17 protein-coding genes and 4 pseudogenes are annotated in these 17,464 nt (G+C 68.4%); 9 read left to right on the top strand and 12 right to left on the bottom strand.

Annotation, left to right across the window (positions count from 1 at the left end):
* Positions 1-56 precede the first annotated feature (56 nt).
* Complete coding sequence (locus ABZS71_RS30990) at positions 57-1,298, bottom strand: ATP-grasp domain-containing protein (RefSeq protein WP_356215323.1); 1,242 nt, start codon at positions 1,296-1,298, stop codon at positions 57-59.
* Positions 1,299-1,590: 292 nt separating this feature from the next.
* Positions 1,591-2,112, bottom strand: coding sequence for an IS110 family transposase (locus ABZS71_RS30985; RefSeq protein WP_356215321.1), 522 nt, complete (start codon positions 2,110-2,112; stop codon positions 1,591-1,593).
* 479 nt (positions 2,113-2,591) lie between these two features.
* On the opposite strand from ABZS71_RS30985, the gene aroA reads away from it, so the two are divergent.
* Both aroA and hisC read left to right on the top strand, forming a co-directional pair.
* Positions 2,592-3,941: a 3-phosphoshikimate 1-carboxyvinyltransferase gene (gene aroA / locus ABZS71_RS30980; protein ID WP_356215319.1), complete on the top strand. Its 1,350-nt coding sequence runs from the start codon at positions 2,592-2,594 to the stop codon at positions 3,939-3,941.
* A gap of 229 nt (positions 3,942-4,170) precedes the next feature.
* Positions 4,171-5,238: a histidinol-phosphate transaminase gene (gene hisC / locus ABZS71_RS30975; protein ID WP_356215317.1), complete on the top strand. Its 1,068-nt coding sequence runs from the start codon at positions 4,171-4,173 to the stop codon at positions 5,236-5,238.
* A 51-nt stretch (positions 5,239-5,289) separates the two neighbouring features.
* Here the strand turns inward: hisC and ABZS71_RS30970 are convergent, their stop codons facing one another.
* Entirely contained in the window at positions 5,290-5,433 is a 144-nt protein-coding gene (locus ABZS71_RS30970) for a hypothetical protein (protein ID WP_355945005.1), read from the bottom strand.
* 1,394 nt (positions 5,434-6,827) lie between these two features.
* On the opposite strand from ABZS71_RS30970, the gene ABZS71_RS30965 reads away from it, so the two are divergent.
* From ABZS71_RS30965 to ABZS71_RS30955, 3 genes and pseudogenes are all read left to right on the top strand, one after another.
* Positions 6,828-6,989, top strand: coding sequence for a hypothetical protein (locus tag ABZS71_RS30965; protein WP_355845321.1), 162 nt, complete (start codon positions 6,828-6,830; stop codon positions 6,987-6,989).
* A 35-nt stretch (positions 6,990-7,024) separates the two neighbouring features.
* Positions 7,025-7,324 (top strand): annotated as a pseudogene (locus tag ABZS71_RS30960) (response regulator transcription factor); the annotation flags it as partial.
* Between the two features lie 99 nt (positions 7,325-7,423).
* Positions 7,424-7,621: pseudogene (locus tag ABZS71_RS30955) on the top strand (LuxR C-terminal-related transcriptional regulator); the annotation flags it as partial.
* Here the strand turns inward: ABZS71_RS30955 and ABZS71_RS30950 are convergent.
* Both ABZS71_RS30950 and ABZS71_RS30945 read right to left on the bottom strand, forming a co-directional pair.
* On the bottom strand, positions 7,554-7,865 hold the full coding sequence (locus tag ABZS71_RS30950; protein ID WP_355845536.1) for a transposase: 312 nt from the start codon (positions 7,863-7,865) through the stop codon (positions 7,554-7,556). The pseudogene ABZS71_RS30955 and the gene ABZS71_RS30950 sit on opposite strands and share 68 nt — an antisense overlap.
* A gap of 259 nt (positions 7,866-8,124) precedes the next feature.
* Positions 8,125-8,931: an alpha/beta fold hydrolase gene (locus tag ABZS71_RS30945; protein WP_356043288.1), complete on the bottom strand. Its 807-nt coding sequence runs from the start codon at positions 8,929-8,931 to the stop codon at positions 8,125-8,127.
* A gap of 214 nt (positions 8,932-9,145) precedes the next feature.
* Between ABZS71_RS30945 and ABZS71_RS30940 the strand changes: the two are divergent.
* A pseudogene (locus tag ABZS71_RS30940) lies at positions 9,146-9,500 on the top strand (Tn3 family transposase); the annotation flags it as partial.
* Positions 9,501-9,669: 169 nt separating this feature from the next.
* Here the strand turns inward: ABZS71_RS30940 and ABZS71_RS30935 are convergent.
* Positions 9,670-10,749: a helix-turn-helix domain-containing protein gene (locus ABZS71_RS30935; protein WP_355845311.1), complete on the bottom strand. Its 1,080-nt coding sequence runs from the start codon at positions 10,747-10,749 to the stop codon at positions 9,670-9,672.
* Positions 10,750-10,848: 99 nt separating this feature from the next.
* Here ABZS71_RS30935 and ABZS71_RS30930 point away from each other — a divergent pair, with 99 nt between their 5' ends.
* Positions 10,849-12,066 (top strand): MFS transporter, encoded by a 1,218-nt coding sequence (locus tag ABZS71_RS30930; protein WP_356215314.1) that lies wholly within the window; start codon positions 10,849-10,851, stop codon positions 12,064-12,066.
* Here ABZS71_RS30930 and ABZS71_RS30925 read toward each other — a convergent pair.
* Positions 12,056-12,578 (bottom strand): annotated as a pseudogene (locus ABZS71_RS30925) (site-specific integrase); the annotation flags it as partial. The gene ABZS71_RS30930 and the pseudogene ABZS71_RS30925 sit on opposite strands and share 11 nt — an antisense overlap.
* On the opposite strand from ABZS71_RS30925, the gene ABZS71_RS30920 reads away from it, so the two are divergent.
* Entirely contained in the window at positions 12,562-13,116 is a 555-nt protein-coding gene (locus ABZS71_RS30920; protein ID WP_356215312.1) for a hypothetical protein, read from the top strand. The pseudogene ABZS71_RS30925 and the gene ABZS71_RS30920 sit on opposite strands and share 17 nt — an antisense overlap.
* Complete coding sequence (locus ABZS71_RS30915; RefSeq protein WP_356215310.1) at positions 13,082-14,077, top strand: hypothetical protein; 996 nt, start codon at positions 13,082-13,084, stop codon at positions 14,075-14,077. The genes ABZS71_RS30920 and ABZS71_RS30915 overlap by 35 nt, the downstream gene beginning before the upstream one ends.
* 196 nt (positions 14,078-14,273) lie before the next feature.
* Here the strand turns inward: ABZS71_RS30915 and ABZS71_RS30910 are convergent, their stop codons facing one another.
* From ABZS71_RS30910 to ABZS71_RS30890, 5 genes are read right to left on the bottom strand one after another with little or no spacing between them, the layout of a single operon-like run.
* Positions 14,274-14,645: a UDP-N-acetylmuramoylalanyl-D-glutamate--2,6-diaminopimelate ligase gene (locus ABZS71_RS30910; RefSeq protein WP_356215308.1), complete on the bottom strand. Its 372-nt coding sequence runs from the start codon at positions 14,643-14,645 to the stop codon at positions 14,274-14,276.
* On the bottom strand, positions 14,645-15,169 hold the full coding sequence (locus ABZS71_RS30905) for a C39 family peptidase (protein WP_356215349.1): 525 nt from the start codon (positions 15,167-15,169) through the stop codon (positions 14,645-14,647). Before ABZS71_RS30905 ends, ABZS71_RS30910 begins: the two co-directional genes overlap by 1 nt.
* Positions 15,170-15,205: 36 nt before the next feature.
* Positions 15,206-16,297: an ATP-grasp domain-containing protein gene (locus ABZS71_RS30900; RefSeq protein ID WP_356215306.1), complete on the bottom strand. Its 1,092-nt coding sequence runs from the start codon at positions 16,295-16,297 to the stop codon at positions 15,206-15,208.
* Entirely contained in the window at positions 16,294-17,094 is an 801-nt protein-coding gene (dapF, locus tag ABZS71_RS30895) for a diaminopimelate epimerase (protein WP_356215304.1), read from the bottom strand. The genes ABZS71_RS30900 and dapF overlap by 4 nt, the downstream gene beginning before the upstream one ends.
* Positions 17,095-17,153: 59 nt before the next feature.
* Entirely contained in the window at positions 17,154-17,342 is a 189-nt protein-coding gene (locus tag ABZS71_RS30890) for a hypothetical protein (protein WP_356215302.1), read from the bottom strand.
* Positions 17,343-17,464: the final 122 nt, after the last annotated feature.

Genomic DNA, 17,464 nt, shown 5'->3' with positions numbered 1-17,464 from the left:
CTTCCTCCACGGACTCGACGGTTCGATTGTCGATGGCACGAGATGGTTCGGGCGGTCTACGGGACGGGCTCCGTCGTCAGGCGGTACTGCGCACGCGCCTGGCGCACGGCCTCCTCGATCTGCTCCTGGGTGCCGCCCCGGAAAAGGAAGCGGCCGCCTTGGAGCGTGGCGTACGAGCCGGGCCGGGAGACCAGAACCTCGCCCGCCCTCGGCACCAACTCCCGGTAGACGTAGGGAACTTCACCCAGGAGCGGGGTGGCGGCGGTGACCTTCTGGGGCAGCGGCTTGGGACCTGGGATGATCAGCCAGCCGCCGCTCAGCTCCGGGTCGGGGACCGGCGGGTCCACCAGGCGGCCCAGCAGCACGTCGACCCACAGCCGGAACAGGTTGACGCCGTGGACGTCGTGGATGACGTACGGCACGTCGGCGCCTGGCACCCGGGCTCCGACCTCCAGGAACACCAGCTCGTCGCCGGTGTCGAAGAGTTCGAGGTGGAAGGCGGAGCTCCGCAGGCCGAGCGCGGTCAGGCAGCGCACGGCGAAGTCCTCGCAGCGGCCGCGCACCGCGGGTTCCGTCTGGAAGACGGAGCCGAGCGGTTCGCCCAGGAGCTCGAAGTCCAGGCAGGTGGAGACGTAGCGCGAGGTACACAGGAACAGCGGTTTGCCCGCGGCGTCCAGGACGCCGTCGACGTGCAGGATCTCGCCCCGTACGAACTCCTCGATCTCGAGGTCGTGCAGGCTCCGTTCGGCGCACAAGGCCCGCAGCTCCTCGGCCGAGGCGATCTCGCGCACACCCTGGCTGGACGCCCCTCGCACCGGCTTGACGATCACGGGGTAGCCGAACTCCTCGGCGGCCGCGAGAATCTGGTCCTCGGTGCGGCAGGGCGCCCAACGCGGCACTCGGATGCCGGCCCGCGACACCGTCTCCTTCATGACGGTCTTGTCGCGGAGCCGGGAGGTCTCCTCGGGGCTGGAGCCCGGGATGCAGTACCGCTCGCGCAGGGTCGCCGCGAGGTCGAGGAGCGTTTCGGAGAAGGCGATGACGTGGTCGAACGGGCCTTCGTCGCGAACGACGGCGTCGACGAGCCCCAGCACGCCGTCCAGGTTGCCGAAGTCCGGTACAACGTGGACCCGTTCGGCGTCGGCGGGCACTCCGCTGCGGCCGCCCTCGTCGCAAACGTACGTGACGCGGTCGGTCTCCGGGCGGAAGACGATTTCGGGAGCGGCGAGGCGGTTCTCCCAGCGCCGCTCGTCCTCGTACAAGGGCCAGCGGTTCAAAAACAGGATTGCGCCGGACATGGATGTCGTCCTCACGGTTCACAGGATGCATGGACGTGCCCGGCCGGGGAGGGCCGGTTGACGGCGGCGGCGGGCCTTTCGGAACCGAAGAATGAACCCGAACCTGAATCCCGGGAACGGCCCCCAACGCGTTTGTTCGCGCTGCCTCAGCCTCGCATGGGACCGGCTTGGTCAGAATAGGACCTAAGTCCCAGCGCCCCCGGCGTTGCAGGTGCGCGGGCACGCGGGCATGTGCTGCCTGGCTGGCCTCAATACCGGGACTCTGACACGAAAAATTGGGTGAGTGCACGGTTCAGGCCGCTGAGATGGGTTCAAAGCGGACGGTGAGTCCGAGGCGGTTGGCTTCCTTGGCCACGCGCCACATGGGCGTTCGGGGTCGCGGCGGGTGAAGTAGTCGGTGCCAAGGTCCTGGTAGCAGGTGCTGGCGGTCGCGACGGGCAGCGATCCGCCGGTAGTAGGCACTGAGGTAGCAGTCATTGTTCCGGGTCACCGACATCGCGGCGATGCCCAGCAGGCGTTTCAGATTGCTGTTGCCTGGGCGGGTGCGGCCGGACTTGGTGACACCGGCGGATTCGTTCATCCCCGGGCAGACCTCGATCCAGGAGGCGAGATGCCCGGGGGTGGCAAACCGGGCCATGTCGCCGCCGGTCTCGGCGATGATGATCTGAGCGGCCGCGGGTCCGATACCGGGAATCGTGTCGAGTTCTCGATGTCCGTGTCGCGCTCCAGCCGGGCCGGCAGCGCGGTGATCCGTGTGTCCAACTGGCCGACCGCGGCGGCGAGGTGGTCGAGCTCGTCCAGGTAATGCCGGCACATGAACGCGTGGTGCTCGGTGAAGGTTCCGTCCAGGGCTTCGTGAGGACCGGGATCTTGCTGCGGGCCCGGCGGATGGCCAGCTCGGCCAGGGTCTGCGGGGCACGTTCGCCGTTGATCAGTGTGTTGATGACGGCCTGGCCGCCGGCCCCGGTGATGGCGCTGAGCACCGACGACAGTGTCCGGGACAAACCTCGGCGGTAAAGAGGTTCCGGACCACCTTGTGCCGGAAACGCCATGGGCAGATGGACCTATTGCCCGTGCGCCGCACGGGACACAGAATTCTTATCGCGCTCCCACCGCCGGAGGAGGGCTGTCGTGCGCGCCAGGAGGCTTTTCCCGAACTGCCGCCCCGACATCGAAGCGCCAAGCGGCGGGATGACATGTTCTCGCTCCGCGGATATCGCCGGCCCGGACGTCAAAGCGACATCGCTTGCAAAGGTATCAGACGGCGAATGATGGGAAACGGGAGATACTAGGATGCTGCTGAAGGTTGATCCGGTCGATTCCTTTTCCGGAACGTTCCGCGTCCCTTCTTCGAAACCGGAGACGCAACGGGCGATTCTGACCGGCACACTGGCCGATGGCACGTCACGGGTTTTCAACGATCTCCGTTGCGACGAGACGGAGACCATGAAGAACGCCTGCCGTGCCTTCGGTGCCAAGATAACCGAGCACGACGGCTTCCTGGAGATCCAGGGCATCGGAGGGGCGCTCCCGCACATCCGGCGCGTCATCCAGTCCCGCGGCTCGGGTCTGGTGTTCCGCGTCGTGACGGCGCTGGCGTCCGTACTGCCGTCGCCGGTCGTGGTGACGGGCGACGCGACCCTGTGCAACCGCGTGATGGAGCCCCTGCTGCAGGCGCTGCGCGAACTCGGCGCGGACATCGAGTCGATCGTCAGCGAGAACAAGGCCCCGGTCGTCAACTGGGGACGCGGCCTGAAGGGCGGCACTTGCCGGCTGCCGGGCGACATCAGCTCGCAGTTCATCACCGCCATCCTGTTCGCCGCGCCGCTGGCCGACGGCCCGGTGGAGATCGAGGTGACGGGCGAGGTCTATTCCCAGTCATACATCCGGCAGACGCTGGCCAGCCTGGCTGACGCGGGTATCAAGGTCTCCGCGTCGGAGGACATGCGTCACTACCAGGTGGAGCCCTCCTCCTACCAGGCCCAGGACGTCACCACGCACGAGGACTACACCTCGGCCTCGTACCTGCTGGCCGCCGCCGCGCTTTTCCCGGGCCGGACTGTCCTGACCAACGTGTATGGCGACAGCATGCAGGGCGAGTTCGCGATCGTCCCGATCCTGGAGCAGCTCGGGGTGAGCGTCACCTTCGACCGGGCCACCTCGTCGCTGACCGTCGACAACCCGCCGGGCAGTCTGTGCGGCGACTTCGAGGTGGATGTGCGGGATTGCCCCAACATCGTGCCCACGCTCGCCGCCCTCGGGGCGTACGTGCAGGGCAGCCTGCGGGTGACCGGCGGACGCCTCACCCGCTTCCACAAGGCGTCTCGCATCGAGGCCATGGCCGCCGAACTGACCCGCGCGGGCGTGGACATCGAGGTCCTGTACGACGACGGGATCTGCGACGGCTTCGAGGTCCGCGGCGCGCGGACGTACCCCGGCGGAGTGACGCTGTCCAGTTGGGGCGACCACCGCATCTTCATGTCGCTGTTCGTGGCAGGCCTGCGGATGCAGTCCGCCAACCGGTTCTCGGGCTTCGAAGACGTCCGGCTGTCCTTTCCCACTTTCCTGGAGGAGTTCGCCAAGGCAGGAGTACGGACCACGGCCGTTGAGGAGGAGAACGCGCCCGCTGAGGCCGTCGGCTGACCCTGCCTGCGACAACCCCGGCGGTCCGCTGTGCCGCAGTGGCGCGCGCCGCCGGACCCGAGAGGTGAGCGAGACACGCAGCTGACCACGGCAGAGGTGTCGGCGCGCGGGCTGGATCTCACGCCCGCGCGCCCCGTCGCGGTGCCTGGCCCCCGGATACCCCGGAGCCCCCGATGAACGCCACCCCCCCGCACGACCGTCCGCTTCCCCCGTTCAGGAAGTTCCCTCGATGCCCCCTGCACCTGCCCCCCGGCTGCGCGCCGATGTCTCCGGGTTGCCTCGCTACGTCCCCGGCCGGGCCGCGCCCAGCGACCTGGTGGACAAGTTGTCATCGAACGAGAATCCCTACCCCCCGCTGCCGTCGGTCGTCGCCTCGATGCGCGAGGAGCTGGGGCGCGTCAACCGCTATCCCGATTCCAAGAGCAGTGAACTGGTCACGGAGCTGTCCGCAGCCCTCGCGGTGCCCCCGGAGCACCTCGTGCCCGGCACCGGATCCCTCGGGGTCACCAAGGACCTGTTGTGCGCCGCGGCTGGCGAAGGGGACGAAGTGCTGTTCGCCTGGCGCTCGTTCGAGGCATACCCGCTACTCATCTGGGCCACCGGGGCAACTCCTGTGCAGATTCCGCTGCGTGACGAGCGGCACGATCTGGAGGCCATGGCCGATGCGGTGACAAACCGCACTCGCGTGATCATCGTGTGCAACCCCAACAACCCGACCGGCACGGCCGTGCACCGCGGTGAGCTTGAGCGCTTCCTCGACCGGGTGCCGGGCCACGTGCTGGTAGTGCTCGACGAGGCGTACCGCGAGTTCGTCGACGACACCGACGTACCCGACGGCATCGAGCTCTACCGCGACCGTCCCAACATCGCCGTTCTGCGCACGTTCTCCAAGGCGTACGGGCTGGCGCGACTGCGCGTCGGCTACGCGGTTGCGCATCCGCCGGTCGCGGCCGCGCTGCGGGCCTGCGCCGTGCCGTTCGGCGTCAGCGGACTCGCCCAGGCCGCCGCGCGGGCCTCGCTGAACGCGGGACCCGAACTGCTGGAGCGGGTACAGACCCTGGTGGCCGAGCGCGCCCGGGTCACCCGTGCTCTGCGGGCCGCGGGCTGGAGCGTTCCTGACAGCCAGGCCAACTTCGTCTGGCTGCGCCTCGGCTCGCGTACACCGGCGTTCGCCGACGCGTGCGAGGCGGCGGGTGTCATGGTGCGCCCCTTCGGCGACGAGGGGGTGCGGATCACCATCGGTACTCCCGAGGAGAACGACCATCTGCTGAAGATCGCGGGCGACTGGCGGGTGTGAGGCCCCCCGCCGCAGACCCCGCGTCCCAGAAGTGGAGCGGTATGAGGCGGGTCAGACCGAGTCCATACGGTCGAGGCTGGATCGGGCAGAGGCCGCGACGCGCGGCGCGGTCAGGCCGAACTGCTCGTACAGCGTCCGGAAGGGGGCCGACGCACCGAAGTTCTCCAGGCTCACCGCCTCGCCGCAGCGGCCCATGAGGCGTACCAGCCGAGCGCACCGGGTTGAGATGGTGAAGCACGACTGCCAGCGGCAGGTTCGTGTCCTGTCGGCACAGCGTCTTGACCTTGGTCCTTGACGGTTCGGAGAGCCTTCTTGGAGGGGTAGTGGTAGACGTAGTGCTTCTGGGTCCCGCGTTTGCGGTGACGCTGGAGGCGCCACCCCAGGACACCAGCGGCCTCCCGGCATTGCGGCATCCTCCCTGCCGACTTGCCGGCCCCGCAGGGTAGGCCGCCGGCGAGGTGTCCGTTGACACGGACCCTTTTCAGGCAGCCCCCACCGAACCGGGCATGCGACTTATCACCGCACCCGGCTCTCCAGCGTCGATTCCATCGAATCCTGCCGAACGGGGAATCCGCTGTGGATTCCGCCGCGGCAGTCACAGCAGACGATGAGGGTCTTGCGACGGCGTGATGCCCTGGACACTCGCCCGATCGCAACGTCGAACATCACCTCCTCCGATCCCTCAATCGCTGCGATCACTCACATCACGCGACCTCACGTCGCCCGACTGCCCTCAGCTTCTACCCGGCCGCTGCGACGGCCCGGCGGTAGAGGTCTCACACCTCCACTCGGTCACATGGCGCCTCATGGGGCACCCAGCCGTTGTTGCGCGGCAGGTCCGACAGCAGGCCCAGCACCAACCGCCCAGCCCGGCGTCGTGGTTCGACCCGGGCGAACCGTCCCGCGATACGGCCCATGGCCACCTCGAACGCCTCCCGCCAACGAGCAGGATCTATGCGGTGATTTACGGCCACCGTCTCATCGTTCCTCCATACAAGTCACGGTGATCAACAGTGGCCGTACCCGTTCCCGGACCAGGTCCCACGAGCAAGATCACGATCTGGCTGGAGTATTGGCGCGCTTCAATAGTTGACCGATAACCACTGGTCAATTGATCACACAAGCATGTAGCTTAAACATACTTGATCAGTTCCAGCCTGCGCCTCGAGCGAGCGTCAAGGGGGACGCCGTCGTCGGCCAGATACGTGCCGCTTTGCAGTCGCGCCACCGATTCTTCGCAGCGTTGCCATTTTCGTCTGCGAACGATTTGGCGTGTTTACACAGGGGAGATTGCATTGACGTCATACCCATATGCGCTTTCCATCGTTCCGCTGGGCTTCGACATTCATGGTGAGCCAGTAGTGACAGTCGATCCGTCCGGCGGAGTTACGGATTGGTCAATAACAGGGCATAGCTTGACTGGAGGAGGCCGGAAGCGAGGTCGCCGCCCTGCTGAGGTCCGGAGCCGCGCCCCGGGCTCCTGAAACTGCCCGAGAAGGCCACCGCCTCCCACGACGCCCTGGCCGATGCCCCCTACGGCGAATGGCGGGAGATCGTCGTGGACACCACCCTCCAGGACCTCCGTCTCCTTGCCCGGTTCGAGGCCACCTCCGCCCCTCGCGCTGCGCGGTGACGCCGACCCCCTGACCAGCGCCCTTGGCCTGGTCCCCTGGCGCCGCGTCACGTCCGGCCCCTTTTCCCTCCACACCTTCCCCGGCGGCCACACCGACGTCCTGCGCTCCCCGGCCTGAACGGCCTGGCTGGGCGAGACGCTGGGCCGCCTGCCGTGACCGCCGCCTGTCAGGTGACCTGCCGGCGCTCACCGCTCAGCGCCAGGGGGTGCCGCGTGAATGAAGTCCTTGGACGTTTTTTCTCATGCCGTTTCGGAGAAGCAAGAGAGAGGCAAGACGTGGAAGAAGCACCGGCCGCAAAACTCACCTGCCGGGAGTTAGATGTACTCCGCCTGCTGGCCCGGGGGTTAAGTAACCGGCTCATCGCCCGAAGGCTCGACATATCCGAGAAGACTGTTAAGAACCATCTCAGCAGCATATATCCCAAGATCGGCGCCACCGACCGCACTCAGGCCGCCCTCTACGCCCGACACGTCGGCCTGACCGACCTCGAGGAAGCGGCTCCGTCCGCTCCGGCGTCCGCTCCCGTCCCCGAGAAAGATGCGCCGCCCGCCGGCCCCGCCCTCACCGCACGCGAGCGGGGCGTACTCCGCCTGCTGGCCCGGGGGTTAAGTAACCGGCTCATCGCCCGAAGGCTCGACATATCCGAGAAGACTGTTAAGAACCATCTCAGCAGCATATATCTCAAGATCGGCGCCGCCCACCGCACTCAGGCCGCCCTCTACGCCCGATACGTCGACCTCGCTTCCTGAGCGGCCCGCAGCGGGACCTTTCTCCGAGGGCATCCCTCCCACATGGAGCCAGAGCACTGCCGTGTGGAGGGGGATCCCACTTCCGCTCGGCGCGCTCCGCCAGCGCCGAGACCCAGCTGTGCAGCGTGCCCGAGTGGACACCGAGCTCCTCAGCGACCTCCGGGATCGGCCTCTCGGCCTCGATCACGATGCGTACGGCACCCTCACGAAACTCAGGTGTACATGTCCGTTGCTTGGACCCCATGAACCCCAACTCTGCCTGCAATCACGGGCTCCACGCTACGAGGGGAGGGACAATCTCAGCGTTCCCTTCTCCGTGGAGAACCTCTGCAGCCAGATCGCCGAGTGCAGACAGCGCCGGATCCGGCTTGCCTCATGACGTTCCCCGCCAGGCTCCTCGTTCTCCACCGTCACCGTCGACTACGTCTTCTACGCGGCCCACATCAGACCACGGCCCAAGCCTCGACTTACGCGCCGATCGACGGGAGGGTACTGCCGCACCGTCATCCCTCCTCGACGAGGAACCTCCGCACCAGCTTCCCCGCCTCGTCCTGGCACTCCTCGAAGTAAGCGTGCCGGGCACCCGGGAAGAGGTGGGTACGGGCACCGGGGATACGGGAGGCGAGTAGCGGGAGGTTGTCCGGCGGGGTCAGCCGGTCCTGGTCGCCGTGGAGGATCAGGGTGGGTGCCGCAACGCGCGGCAGTTCGCTCCAGGCGTCGTGCTCGTTGCTGGCGATGAGGTGGCCGCGGCGCGCGTGGGCGGGCATCCGCGGGTCGCCGAGGGTGCGGTAAGGGCCGGGGTGCGCGGCCCGCCAGGCGGGCGAGTACATCAGGTCGGCCAGCACCCGGCGTACAGCCTCCGCGTCCGGCTGTGCGAGGGACCGTCGTACCGACGCGTCGCGTTCCACGGCGTGCGGACCGCCCGGGGAGGTGCAGCCCAGGACCAGCCGGCGGACCCGCTCCGGGTGGCGGATCGCGAGCGACTGCGCGACCCGGCCGCCCATCGAGGTGCCGTACACGTCGGCGCGCGCGATACCGAGCGCGTCCAGGACCGCGACGACGTCGTCCGCGAACTGCCGGATGGAGTACGGCCCCTCGGGCTTGTCGCTGTCGCCCGTGCCGCGCAGGTCCAGGGTGACGGTGGAGCGCACGGTGTGGAAGTCCTCGCGCACGCCGTCCCACCAGTGGTGGTCGTTCGCCTGCCCAGCGAGCAGCACCAGCGGCGGCCCCTCCCCATGGTGCTGGTATGCCAAGGCGGTGCCGTCTTGGGCGCGGGCGAAGGCCGGGGCCGGCCGGTCGTGTTCGGTCATCGACGTCCTTCGAACGGGCACGCGGGGCGCGCGGGCGGCGCGTGGTGTCATGAGTCCTCCTGACAGTAGCCTGAGGAGGAACACGGCATGAGCGCTCTCGACGAGGATCGGCTGATCGTCGGCACCGTCCACGAGTTCGTCGACAAGGAGGTCCGGCCCGTCGCCCGGGAGTTCGAGCACTCCGACACGTACCCGAGGCCCTGATCGATGCCGGAAACGGCAGATCAACGTGCAGGCCAACCTCCAGGAAGGCCGCCACCGCTCGCACGGAAGATCTTCCACGGCCGGGCCGGGCAGCTCTACCAGCGCTACCAGGACGGCATGGAGGACCAGATCGGCGCGCTCGGCCTGGTCCTCAACGCACTCGTGCTGTTCAACACCCGCTACATGGACGCCGCCGTCACCCAGCTCCGCGAGGACGGCTTCGATATCCGTGACGAGGACGTCGCCAGGCTGTCCCGTTCGTACGCCACCACATCAACGTGTTCGGCCACTACTCCTTCCAGCTCCCCGACCTGCCCGGCGGTCTGCGTCCCCTTCGCGACAAGGACGCGATCGACGAGGAGTGACAGGCCCTGGCCCGCACGGCCGGACAGGATGACTTCCGGCGGTGCAGCCAGTGCGCTGCCCGGCTGCCCGAGGGCAGCAGGCGGTCGCGCCGGTACTGCTCGGCGGCCTGCCGAGTCGGACGATGTTGCGAAGGCGGCGGTCGCCCGCGTTCTGGCAGACCGAAGCTACTCAGCGCAGTACGGCCGCCAGCAGGTCGGCCCCCAGTGCCGTCAGATCGGGCAGATTGAGGGTGTAATGGACGTAACGACCCTGCCGCCGGGCCGTGAGCAGGCCCGCGCGGCGCAGGACAGCGAGGTGGCGGGAAACTTCCGGGGGTGAAAGTTCCCAGGCGTGGGCCAGCTCACCGGTGGTGTGCGGGCCGCGGGCCAGGGTGCGCAGCAGCCGCAGCCGTACCGGATGCGCGAGTGCCTCCAGCCGTAGCGTGACCGTTTCCAGCGATACCGGCTCCGATGGACTCGCCTCGGCCACGGGGTACTGCACCACCGGCTGCCACCCGGGCGCGTGGACCACCACCAGGTGCGGGCGGCCGAAGACGCTGGGGAGGAAGGTGACCCCGGTACCGTGGGCGGCGGTCGCATTGTCCTGCAGCTTGTCCACGATGATGCAGTTGCTGTCCGGCTCCAGGGTGACGGCGCTGGAGACCGATGCGAGTGCCGCCCCGATGCCCTGGCGCTTCAGCAGGTCGTTCTTCAGGCGCAGGTCGGTGGCGAGTTGCACGGCGACGCCCGTCCAGGCGGCGTCGAAGAAGGCCTCGGCGCACTGTTCGAGGGTGTGACGCACCCGTGCCCGCACGACGGCCGGGTCCGCGAGCAGCCGTTCCGCGAAGGCTTCTTGGAGCGCGCCGCGGGCCTGGGCCAGGTCCAGGGCCCGCTCACGCGCCGTCGCGTCGGCGAGCGGCGATGGCGCGGCGAAGTGGCCCCGGTTGCTGCTGGTGATGAGCGCGGCGGTCACATAGGTTTCGTCGTCGATCCGGTCTACATCGTCCAGTTCCTCGGTGAGGGTCGGCCGGGGACGAGCGGGGACCAGGAAGTCGGCTCGTGAGGAACGCCAGAGGAACTCCGCCTCCCTGAGCCGCTCGGCCAGCTCCGGCCACAGCCCAGCCCAGACGTCCCCGGCCCAGCCGGCGAGCTGCGGGTGATGCGCGGGTTCGGCCAGCACGTGCAGCATCGCGGTCAGCTCGGCCAGCGGGGAGGCAGCGAACCGCAGTCGCCCGGACGGCAGGCCGCCGATGTCGATCCTCAACGTCATCCCCTGATCATCGCTGGCCGGATGGCCGACGACCACGTCGATTGACGATGTCCGTCAACCGACATAGTCGGCCCGGCGGCCGAACGCACCATTGACGTCATGGCAACCACAACCAAGATCCAGCCGCGCGCCCTCGTCCGTGCCTCCGGAGGCCCCCGCTATGCCGTCGCTCTGGCCGTGGACGCGCTCGGCACCGGCTTGCTGCGGCCCTTTCTGCTGCTCTACGGGATAACGGTGCTCAGGCTGTCCGCGGCGGCCACCGGCGTCGCCATGACGGCCGGCATCGTCGTGGGTCTGGTGTGCACGCCCGCGGTGGGCCGATGGCTGGACCGGGGCGCACGCAGCACGGTCGTGGCGGCGTCGATGCTGGTGCGGGTGGTGGGCGTGGCGCTGCTGCTGGCCGCCCCGGCGGGGCACGTCTGGCTGTTCGCGACGGCTGCGCTCTTCCTCGGCATCGGCAACCAGGCCTGGCCGGCCGCCCACGCGGCTCTCGTCGCCACGGTCGCCCACGGCCGGGAACGCGACGCCGCCCTCGCGGCAGGCCGCGCCCTGCGCAACGCCGGCCTGGGCGTCGGCGCGCTCATCGCCACCGCAGCCCTGGCGGGCGGCACCACCGCGTTGCAGGCGCTGGCAGCCGTCACCGGGCTCGCCTATCTCGCTGCGGCAGTCTTGGCATGGTCGGTTCACGTGCACACGGATCCGGCCGCTGTTTCGGCCAAGGACAGGGCCGACGGGCCCGCACCTCGGATGCGCGTGCTGCTGGCCGCCAACGTGGTCTTCGTCTTCTGCCTCAACGTCCCCGAAATCGCGCTGCCTCTGGTCCTGGTGACACAGTTACACGCATCCCCCGTGTGGTCGGCAGCCATCTTTGTGGCGAACACTGTGCTGGTGGTCACCCTGCAGGTTCCGGTCACTGTCCTGATGTCCCGCTTCTCCCGGCGGACCGTGCTGGCTCTTGCCGGCGTGGTGCTCGCCGCGTCCTACCTCGGCTTCCTCGCGGCCACCTCACTGGGACACGGCTGGGGTGCCCCGGCCATCGCCGCGGTGTCCGTGGTCTGCACCATCGGCGAGATCATCTATACCGGCAGCGTAACCGCGCTCGTCACCGCCCTCGCCCCGGCCCATGTCCTGGGACGCGCCCTCGCCCGCTTCCAGCTCTCCTGGGGCTTCGGCCTCGCCGTCTCCCCGGCGGTCATCACCACTCTCGCCTCCCACGGCTCGGCTGCCCTATGGGGCAGCCTCGCCGCTGCGACGCTTCTGTCCGCCTTCGCCGTTGCCACCGAGAAGGATCAAGGAACGCGGCTCGGCGGTTGCTGACGCCGGGCGCGAGCAGGCTGGTGAGCTCGGCGATCGCCTCGGGGGACGGCTTGAAGTAGCGGCGGACGTTCTCCGGCTTCTTGCGGCGGGACTTCGCCATCAGCATCAACAGCGAGGCGCCCTGTTCGCCGAGGCGGGTCAGGGCGGAGTGGCGGTACTCGTGCAGGTCCCAGCCCGTGCCCGGTCCGCGCAGGGCCGTGTGCTCGTCGAGCAGGGCGCGGGCCGGCCGGCCCGTAGGAGAGACGAGCCAGGCCGGTGTCCGGGCACACGTCGCGGGGGCTGACGACCTTGCCCGGCCCCGGGCGGCGGTGGGTGACGAACACCGGCCCGCGGGTGCGGCCTTTCAGCAGACGGGGCAGCAGCCGAGCGGTACCGGCATCCCAGTACACGGGCTCCAGCACGTAGTCCTCGCGAGCCTGGCCCCGGCGGCGGGCTTTGGTCCGGGCGCCCTTCGCCTTGACCGGGCAACGGCGCCCGGCGAAGTCCAGATCCTCGATGTTGACTCCGAGGATCCTGCTCACCTATATGCAGGCGCCGCCGGAACTCCAGGGCACCTCTCCCAGCCTGTCAGCTGTCTCAACCGACGAGCATTGCGATTCGTTCGAGTCTCTGTTCGAGCAGCGGGTCTTCCGCAGGATCAAGGAACGCGGCTACCACGTCGTCCCCCAGTGGAAAGTCAGCGGCAAACGCATCGACCTCGTCGTCGTCGGAGAAGCAGGCCGCCTCGCAGTGGAGTGCGACGGTAGCCCGTATCACTCCACCCCCGACCAGATCCGTGACGATTACGAGCGAGAGCGAGAACTGCGCCGGGCGGGGTGGCGGTTCTGGCGCGTACGCAGCAGCGAGTTCGCGCTGTCGCCGGAGGAATCGCTGACGCCATTGTGGAAGCGCCTTGACGCTCTGGGTATCCGGCCCGGAGTCACCGAGGAGGCCCAGGGCGACACGGGGGGCGGTTGGGCCCCGGTCGAGATGGACGATGCCGACCTCACCACTGACGAACTCGACGCCATGCTCGATGAGGATGCGTCCGTCTCTCTCGAAGGAGCCTGATGTGAACGAGATCTTCGACGACAGCACACTGACAGAGGTCGCCCACCTGATCTGCGGGGACGAGCCGCCGCTGCTCTACCGGAAGGGGTACGAGATAGCCGCGTTCTTCCAGCGGGCGGGCTGGGACGACGGTCCGGAGTACGACGGCACACCGCGGCACAAGTGGACCTTGGATCTCCTCAGGGAGCGACAGGAGGACGGTACGGACGACGCCAAGCGAGCCGTCCTTCGCCTGGCGAATCGCCTTGAGTACTACAACCAGCAGCAGGAGTACCACGCCACCCTGAGGCGGCTCAACGAGATACTCGTGCTCGACGGACGTCGGATCGGCGACGGCGGAGGCCAGCCGGTCCTTGTCCGCTGCGAAGCCGGTTTCGAGAGCGAAGTACGGCAGCTGCCGCGTGTCGAGCTGAAGGTCTCCGTGACGGAGGTAGTGAGCGACCCGGAACTCGCTGCCACTGTGCAACTCCGGCTGGACGAGGCACGCACCTGCTACGAGCACGGCGCCTACACGTCTGCGGTCATCATGCTGGGCAGCCTCTTGGAGGGAGTGCTCGCGCATGCCGCGCACGTCCGCGCCGCAGGCGTACGCATGCCGAAGCCGTTGCGGAACATGGGGCTGAATGACTTCGTCGACTTCGCGTACAAGAACAAGTGGATCGAGCACGATGCCAAACTGGCCTCGGAGCTTGTCCGGCACTACAGGAATCTCGTCCATCCCCTGGCGGAGAAACGGACCGGACACAGCCCGAACCGCGACACGCTCGACATGTGCTGGCCGGTGGTGAATGCCACGCTGAACGATCTCGCGGCGACGACAGCAGCGCCCCCTGCCCCGCCTTCTCCGCGTGCACCCTCAGATCGAAGTCGTGGCCGCAACCCCAGTGCCTCCGCTCAACGCCCCACGCCGGCCTCTGTCGCTCGTCGCCGTCCAGGCGGAGGAACATCAACGGGCACTTGAGCTGCGGGTGCACTTGATCCAGCGTGGGCGGCAAGCCGCCCACGAGGTGCTGTCGCGCTTCCCGGGCTGATGGCCATCCTCTATCGGGAAGAGTCAATCAGCCGGTCCGGATCTGGCCGAAGTCGCGCGGCTGGCAGGCCCCGTCATTCGGGGCAGACCTGATCAGAAAGAAGGACCATAGCGGGTCCGAGCCAGCTCACAGGCTCGTGACGGGCTGCCCCGTGAGCGCTTGGGCGATCTGCCAGAGCTGGCCGCCGCGGGATGCCTTGACGAGTACAACGTCATCGGGGCGGAGGACGGATTCCAGGTATGCGGCAGCGGTGGCGTTGTCGCCTGCCATCGCAATGTCCGGAACTCCTGCTGCGCCGGCCGCGAGGGCGAGCTGTTTGGCGAGGTCCCCGCCGACTGCCACGACAAGGTCGACGCCGCTCTCGGCTGCGAAGCGCCCGATCTCGCGGTGGGCTTCGACTGCCTCGTCACCCAGTTCCAGCATCTCTCCGAGTACGGCGATCCTTCGGCCGCCTGCGGCCTCGGTGGTCTCGGTGGTCTCGCCGTTCGTCTCGGTCATCAAGAGTCTCCGTTGTGAATCAGGGGCGCGAAGGTGATCGCGCGGCCGGTGTAGGAGGGGGACAAGCGGCTGAGAGGGATGCGATCGTGCGTCTGGCCCCAGGCCGACGGGTCCCGGAAGAGGATCGTCGGGTCGGGGCCGTCCTCGTAGCCGCGGAGGATGACGAGATGACCGCCTGAACGGCCGTCGTCGGGGAACTGCTCGGTCACCGACACGATGAGTGGGGCGTGATCGAGGCGGCCGAGCAGTTCTTCGACGGGCACGCGCCCTGCGAGAGCGGGCACTCCCAGGTCGGTCGCCAGGCTCGCGATTCCCGCGTGGAGTGCTCCGCGCGGGGTCAGAACCTCGTGCTTGACCGCGAGCTTCAGGAGTTCCGTCACCGTGGGCGCCCCGTGCCCGTAGGTGAGCAGGATCATCCTCAGCGATGCCAGGCCGCACGCCCGGTTGGACCATTCGGTCCTGTCTCCCAGTGCCCAGCCCCCGTGTAGATCCCACTCGGCGGGGGCGATGAGCTGTCGGCACATGGGGACCTCGTGGACGCGCGGCACAGCGGCAAGCTCCTACGGGGAGACGGCAGCCTCCCGAGTCAGTGTGGCGCTGGAGAACGCGGGAGCGGGCAGGGGCACATCGTATGGCGGGCGGGCCAGGGCCTCGTGCAGCATCGCCAAGACGACATCCGTGTGCGTGAGCCCGATCATCGCCGCCCCTACCGCGAAGTTGCTGTCACGGGACATGCCCGGCGTGCTGTTGACTTCCAGCACGTACGGCTCGCCGTCCTCGGTGAGGATCAAGTCGATACGGGCTGAACCGCGCAGCCCGATCCCGTCCCACAGCGTCCGGACGTCCCTGGTGATCCTGTCCAGCACATCGGGCGCCAGCTCGGCGGCGCGCACGGTTACGGTGCCCCTGGAGTCCACGTCGATCTTCGTGTCGGCGTCGTAGAACTCGGCTTCGTTGGCTTCAGTGGCCAACGGCGGGAAGACGATGACGGAGCCGCCCGGAAGCTCCAGCAGCCCCACGGTCAGCGGCGTGCCACTTACGTAGTCTTCCACGAGCACGGCCGTGCCCTCGTCGACGGCAGCCCCTGCCAGGGCGCCGGGCAGCTCGGCCCGGCTGTGTACGAGGCTCATGCCCACGCTGGAACCGCCGAAGGGCGGCTTGACCATCACAGGGCGGCCCTTCCAGGTCGCCGGGCCAACGGTCCAGACATGCCAGCCAGGCGTGGGTACGCCGAGGGTCAGCATCACCCGCTTGCAAAGGATCTTGTCGGCGGCCACCGCGGATGCCCCGACCCCGTTGCCGCAGTAGGGCACGCGAAGGTAGTCGAGCAGGCCCTGCAACCGGCCGTCCTCCCCGTACGGCCCGTGAAGGTTGGAGAGGACCACGTCGTACCCGACCAGATCCATGATGAAGTCCGGTTCGCACGGGTCCAGCACCTTCCAGCGGGCACCGATCTCCTCCAGCGCCCCGGCCAGGGCGGTGACGGACCGCCGTTCGACGGGGCACTTCGAGTGGTAGAGCCGGTCCTCGGCGGACACGGGCCCGTAGATCAGGGCGACGCCGAGGCCCTGACGGATCCGTCCCCACTCGCGAAGGTCCTCGGCGGCCTTCCGCACCGCGCGATCCGAGCTGGGGCTGAGGAAGAAAGTCATGCGAGTACCCCTTCGAAGGTGTTGGTGACCGGACCGCCGACCCACTGCGTTCGGTTCGGCCGGGCGTCGTGTGGCCGGACCGTGAGCGGCTCCCCGGCGCGGTTGTGAACGGTGACGGCGCGTCGTGCGACGAGCCCGCGCATGGTCGCGACGACGACGGCGGCGACTGCCCCGCTTCCGCACGACAGGGTTTCCGTCTCGACGCCGCGTTCGTAGGTGCGGATCTTCAGCGCCTGGTGGCCGGCGGACTGAACGAAGTTGACGTTCGTGCCCAGCGGGGCCAGATCGGGATGGTGACGGATGATGCGACCTACCACTACCGCGTCGATGGCGTCCACGTTGCCCACGATGGCTACGACGTGCTCCGTGCCGGTGTGGGCGCTGTCGAACCAGGTCGGTCTGCCGTTGATGACCGTTTGTAAGCGCCGGGGGAGGATTTCGCTCACTTCGACCGTGACCCACACGGAGTCGTCCGACACGACCGCCTCGTGCACGACTCCGGCCATGCGGAGACTCATCTGCTGGAAGCCGTGATCGTGGCGAGCGGCCCAGGCGGAGCATCGCAGGGCATTGCCGCACATCGTTGCGATCGACCCGTCCGCGTTGAAGCAGGTGACGTCGAGGACGACGGGGTCGTCGCTGACCAATTGGCTGAGGACCAGCCCATCCGCGCCTACGCCGGTACGTCTGGCGCATAGGCGCTCGGCCTCCTTGGGCCAGTCCTTGTCGTAGTCCGGTCCTTGGCCGGAGAGCAGGACGAAGTCGTTTCCTGCGCCGTGGATCTTGCGAAAGCGCATGACCGTGCTCCTCGCGTGGTGAGGTGAGAAGGAAGGTGCGTTGCCCGAGCGGGCCGTGATCAGCGGTGTTCGAGGGACCGGTAGGTGGTCCGGGCCTCTCGCATGATCAACGGGGCGCGTCCGGCGAAGTGCAGAACGCGGTGGGCCGGAGTGCCGGCGGACCTCATGTCCTGGACCCGCTGGTACTGGCCGTCGAGGAGGATGAAGTCGCCGATGCGGACATCGGACGGCAGCCTCGTGGCCCCCACCGTGCCGATAGGCGGAGAGGGTATGGAGGGTCTTCAAAGTTGAGCGGTGCGGAGGTGTCCACGGGCTCGGCGGGTGGTAACGCAGCGTGTGCGTAGGCGCTGGTTGTCGGCGTTGCGGAACC

Origin of the sequence: Streptomyces sp. NPDC005393 (assembly GCF_040606675.1) — a bacterium.
In the GTDB taxonomy this organism is placed as follows: domain Bacteria; phylum Actinomycetota; class Actinomycetes; order Streptomycetales; family Streptomycetaceae; genus Streptomyces.
This window is presented reverse-complemented; position numbering and strand designations above follow the sequence as displayed.

What these genes read in the sequence shown, in the direction of transcription:
- ABZS71_RS30915 (WP_356215310.1), top strand. Translation starts at nt 13,082, where the DNA reads ATGAGGATGCGTCCGTCTCTCTCGAAGGAGCCTGATGTGAACGAGATC.
- ABZS71_RS30935 (WP_355845311.1), bottom strand. Translation starts at nt 10,749, where the DNA reads ATGACGTTGAGGATCGACATCGGCGGCCTGCCGTCCGGGCGACTGCGG.
- ABZS71_RS30990 (WP_356215323.1), bottom strand. Translation starts at nt 1,298, where the DNA reads ATGTCCGGCGCAATCCTGTTTTTGAACCGCTGGCCCTTGTACGAGGAC.
- aroA (WP_356215319.1), top strand. Translation starts at nt 2,592, where the DNA reads ATGCTGCTGAAGGTTGATCCGGTCGATTCCTTTTCCGGAACGTTCCGC.
- ABZS71_RS30900 (WP_356215306.1), bottom strand. Translation starts at nt 16,297, where the DNA reads ATGACTTTCTTCCTCAGCCCCAGCTCGGATCGCGCGGTGCGGAAGGCC.
- ABZS71_RS30950 (WP_355845536.1), bottom strand. Translation starts at nt 7,865, where the DNA reads ATGGGGTCCAAGCAACGGACATGTACACCTGAGTTTCGTGAGGGTGCC.
- ABZS71_RS30970 (WP_355945005.1), bottom strand. Translation starts at nt 5,433, where the DNA reads ATGGGCCGCTGCGGCGAGGCGGTGAGCCTGGAGAACTTCGGTGCGTCG.
- ABZS71_RS30920 (WP_356215312.1), top strand. Translation starts at nt 12,562, where the DNA reads ATGTTGACTCCGAGGATCCTGCTCACCTATATGCAGGCGCCGCCGGAA.
- dapF (WP_356215304.1), bottom strand. Translation starts at nt 17,094, where the DNA reads ATGCGCTTTCGCAAGATCCACGGCGCAGGAAACGACTTCGTCCTGCTC.
- ABZS71_RS30910 (WP_356215308.1), bottom strand. Translation starts at nt 14,645, where the DNA reads ATGACCGAGACGAACGGCGAGACCACCGAGACCACCGAGGCCGCAGGC.
- ABZS71_RS30905 (WP_356215349.1), bottom strand. Translation starts at nt 15,169, where the DNA reads ATGTGCCGACAGCTCATCGCCCCCGCCGAGTGGGATCTACACGGGGGC.
- ABZS71_RS30945 (WP_356043288.1), bottom strand. Translation starts at nt 8,931, where the DNA reads ATGACCGAACACGACCGGCCGGCCCCGGCCTTCGCCCGCGCCCAAGAC.
- ABZS71_RS30930 (WP_356215314.1), top strand. Translation starts at nt 10,849, where the DNA reads ATGGCAACCACAACCAAGATCCAGCCGCGCGCCCTCGTCCGTGCCTCC.
- hisC (WP_356215317.1), top strand. Translation starts at nt 4,171, where the DNA reads ATGCCCCCTGCACCTGCCCCCCGGCTGCGCGCCGATGTCTCCGGGTTG.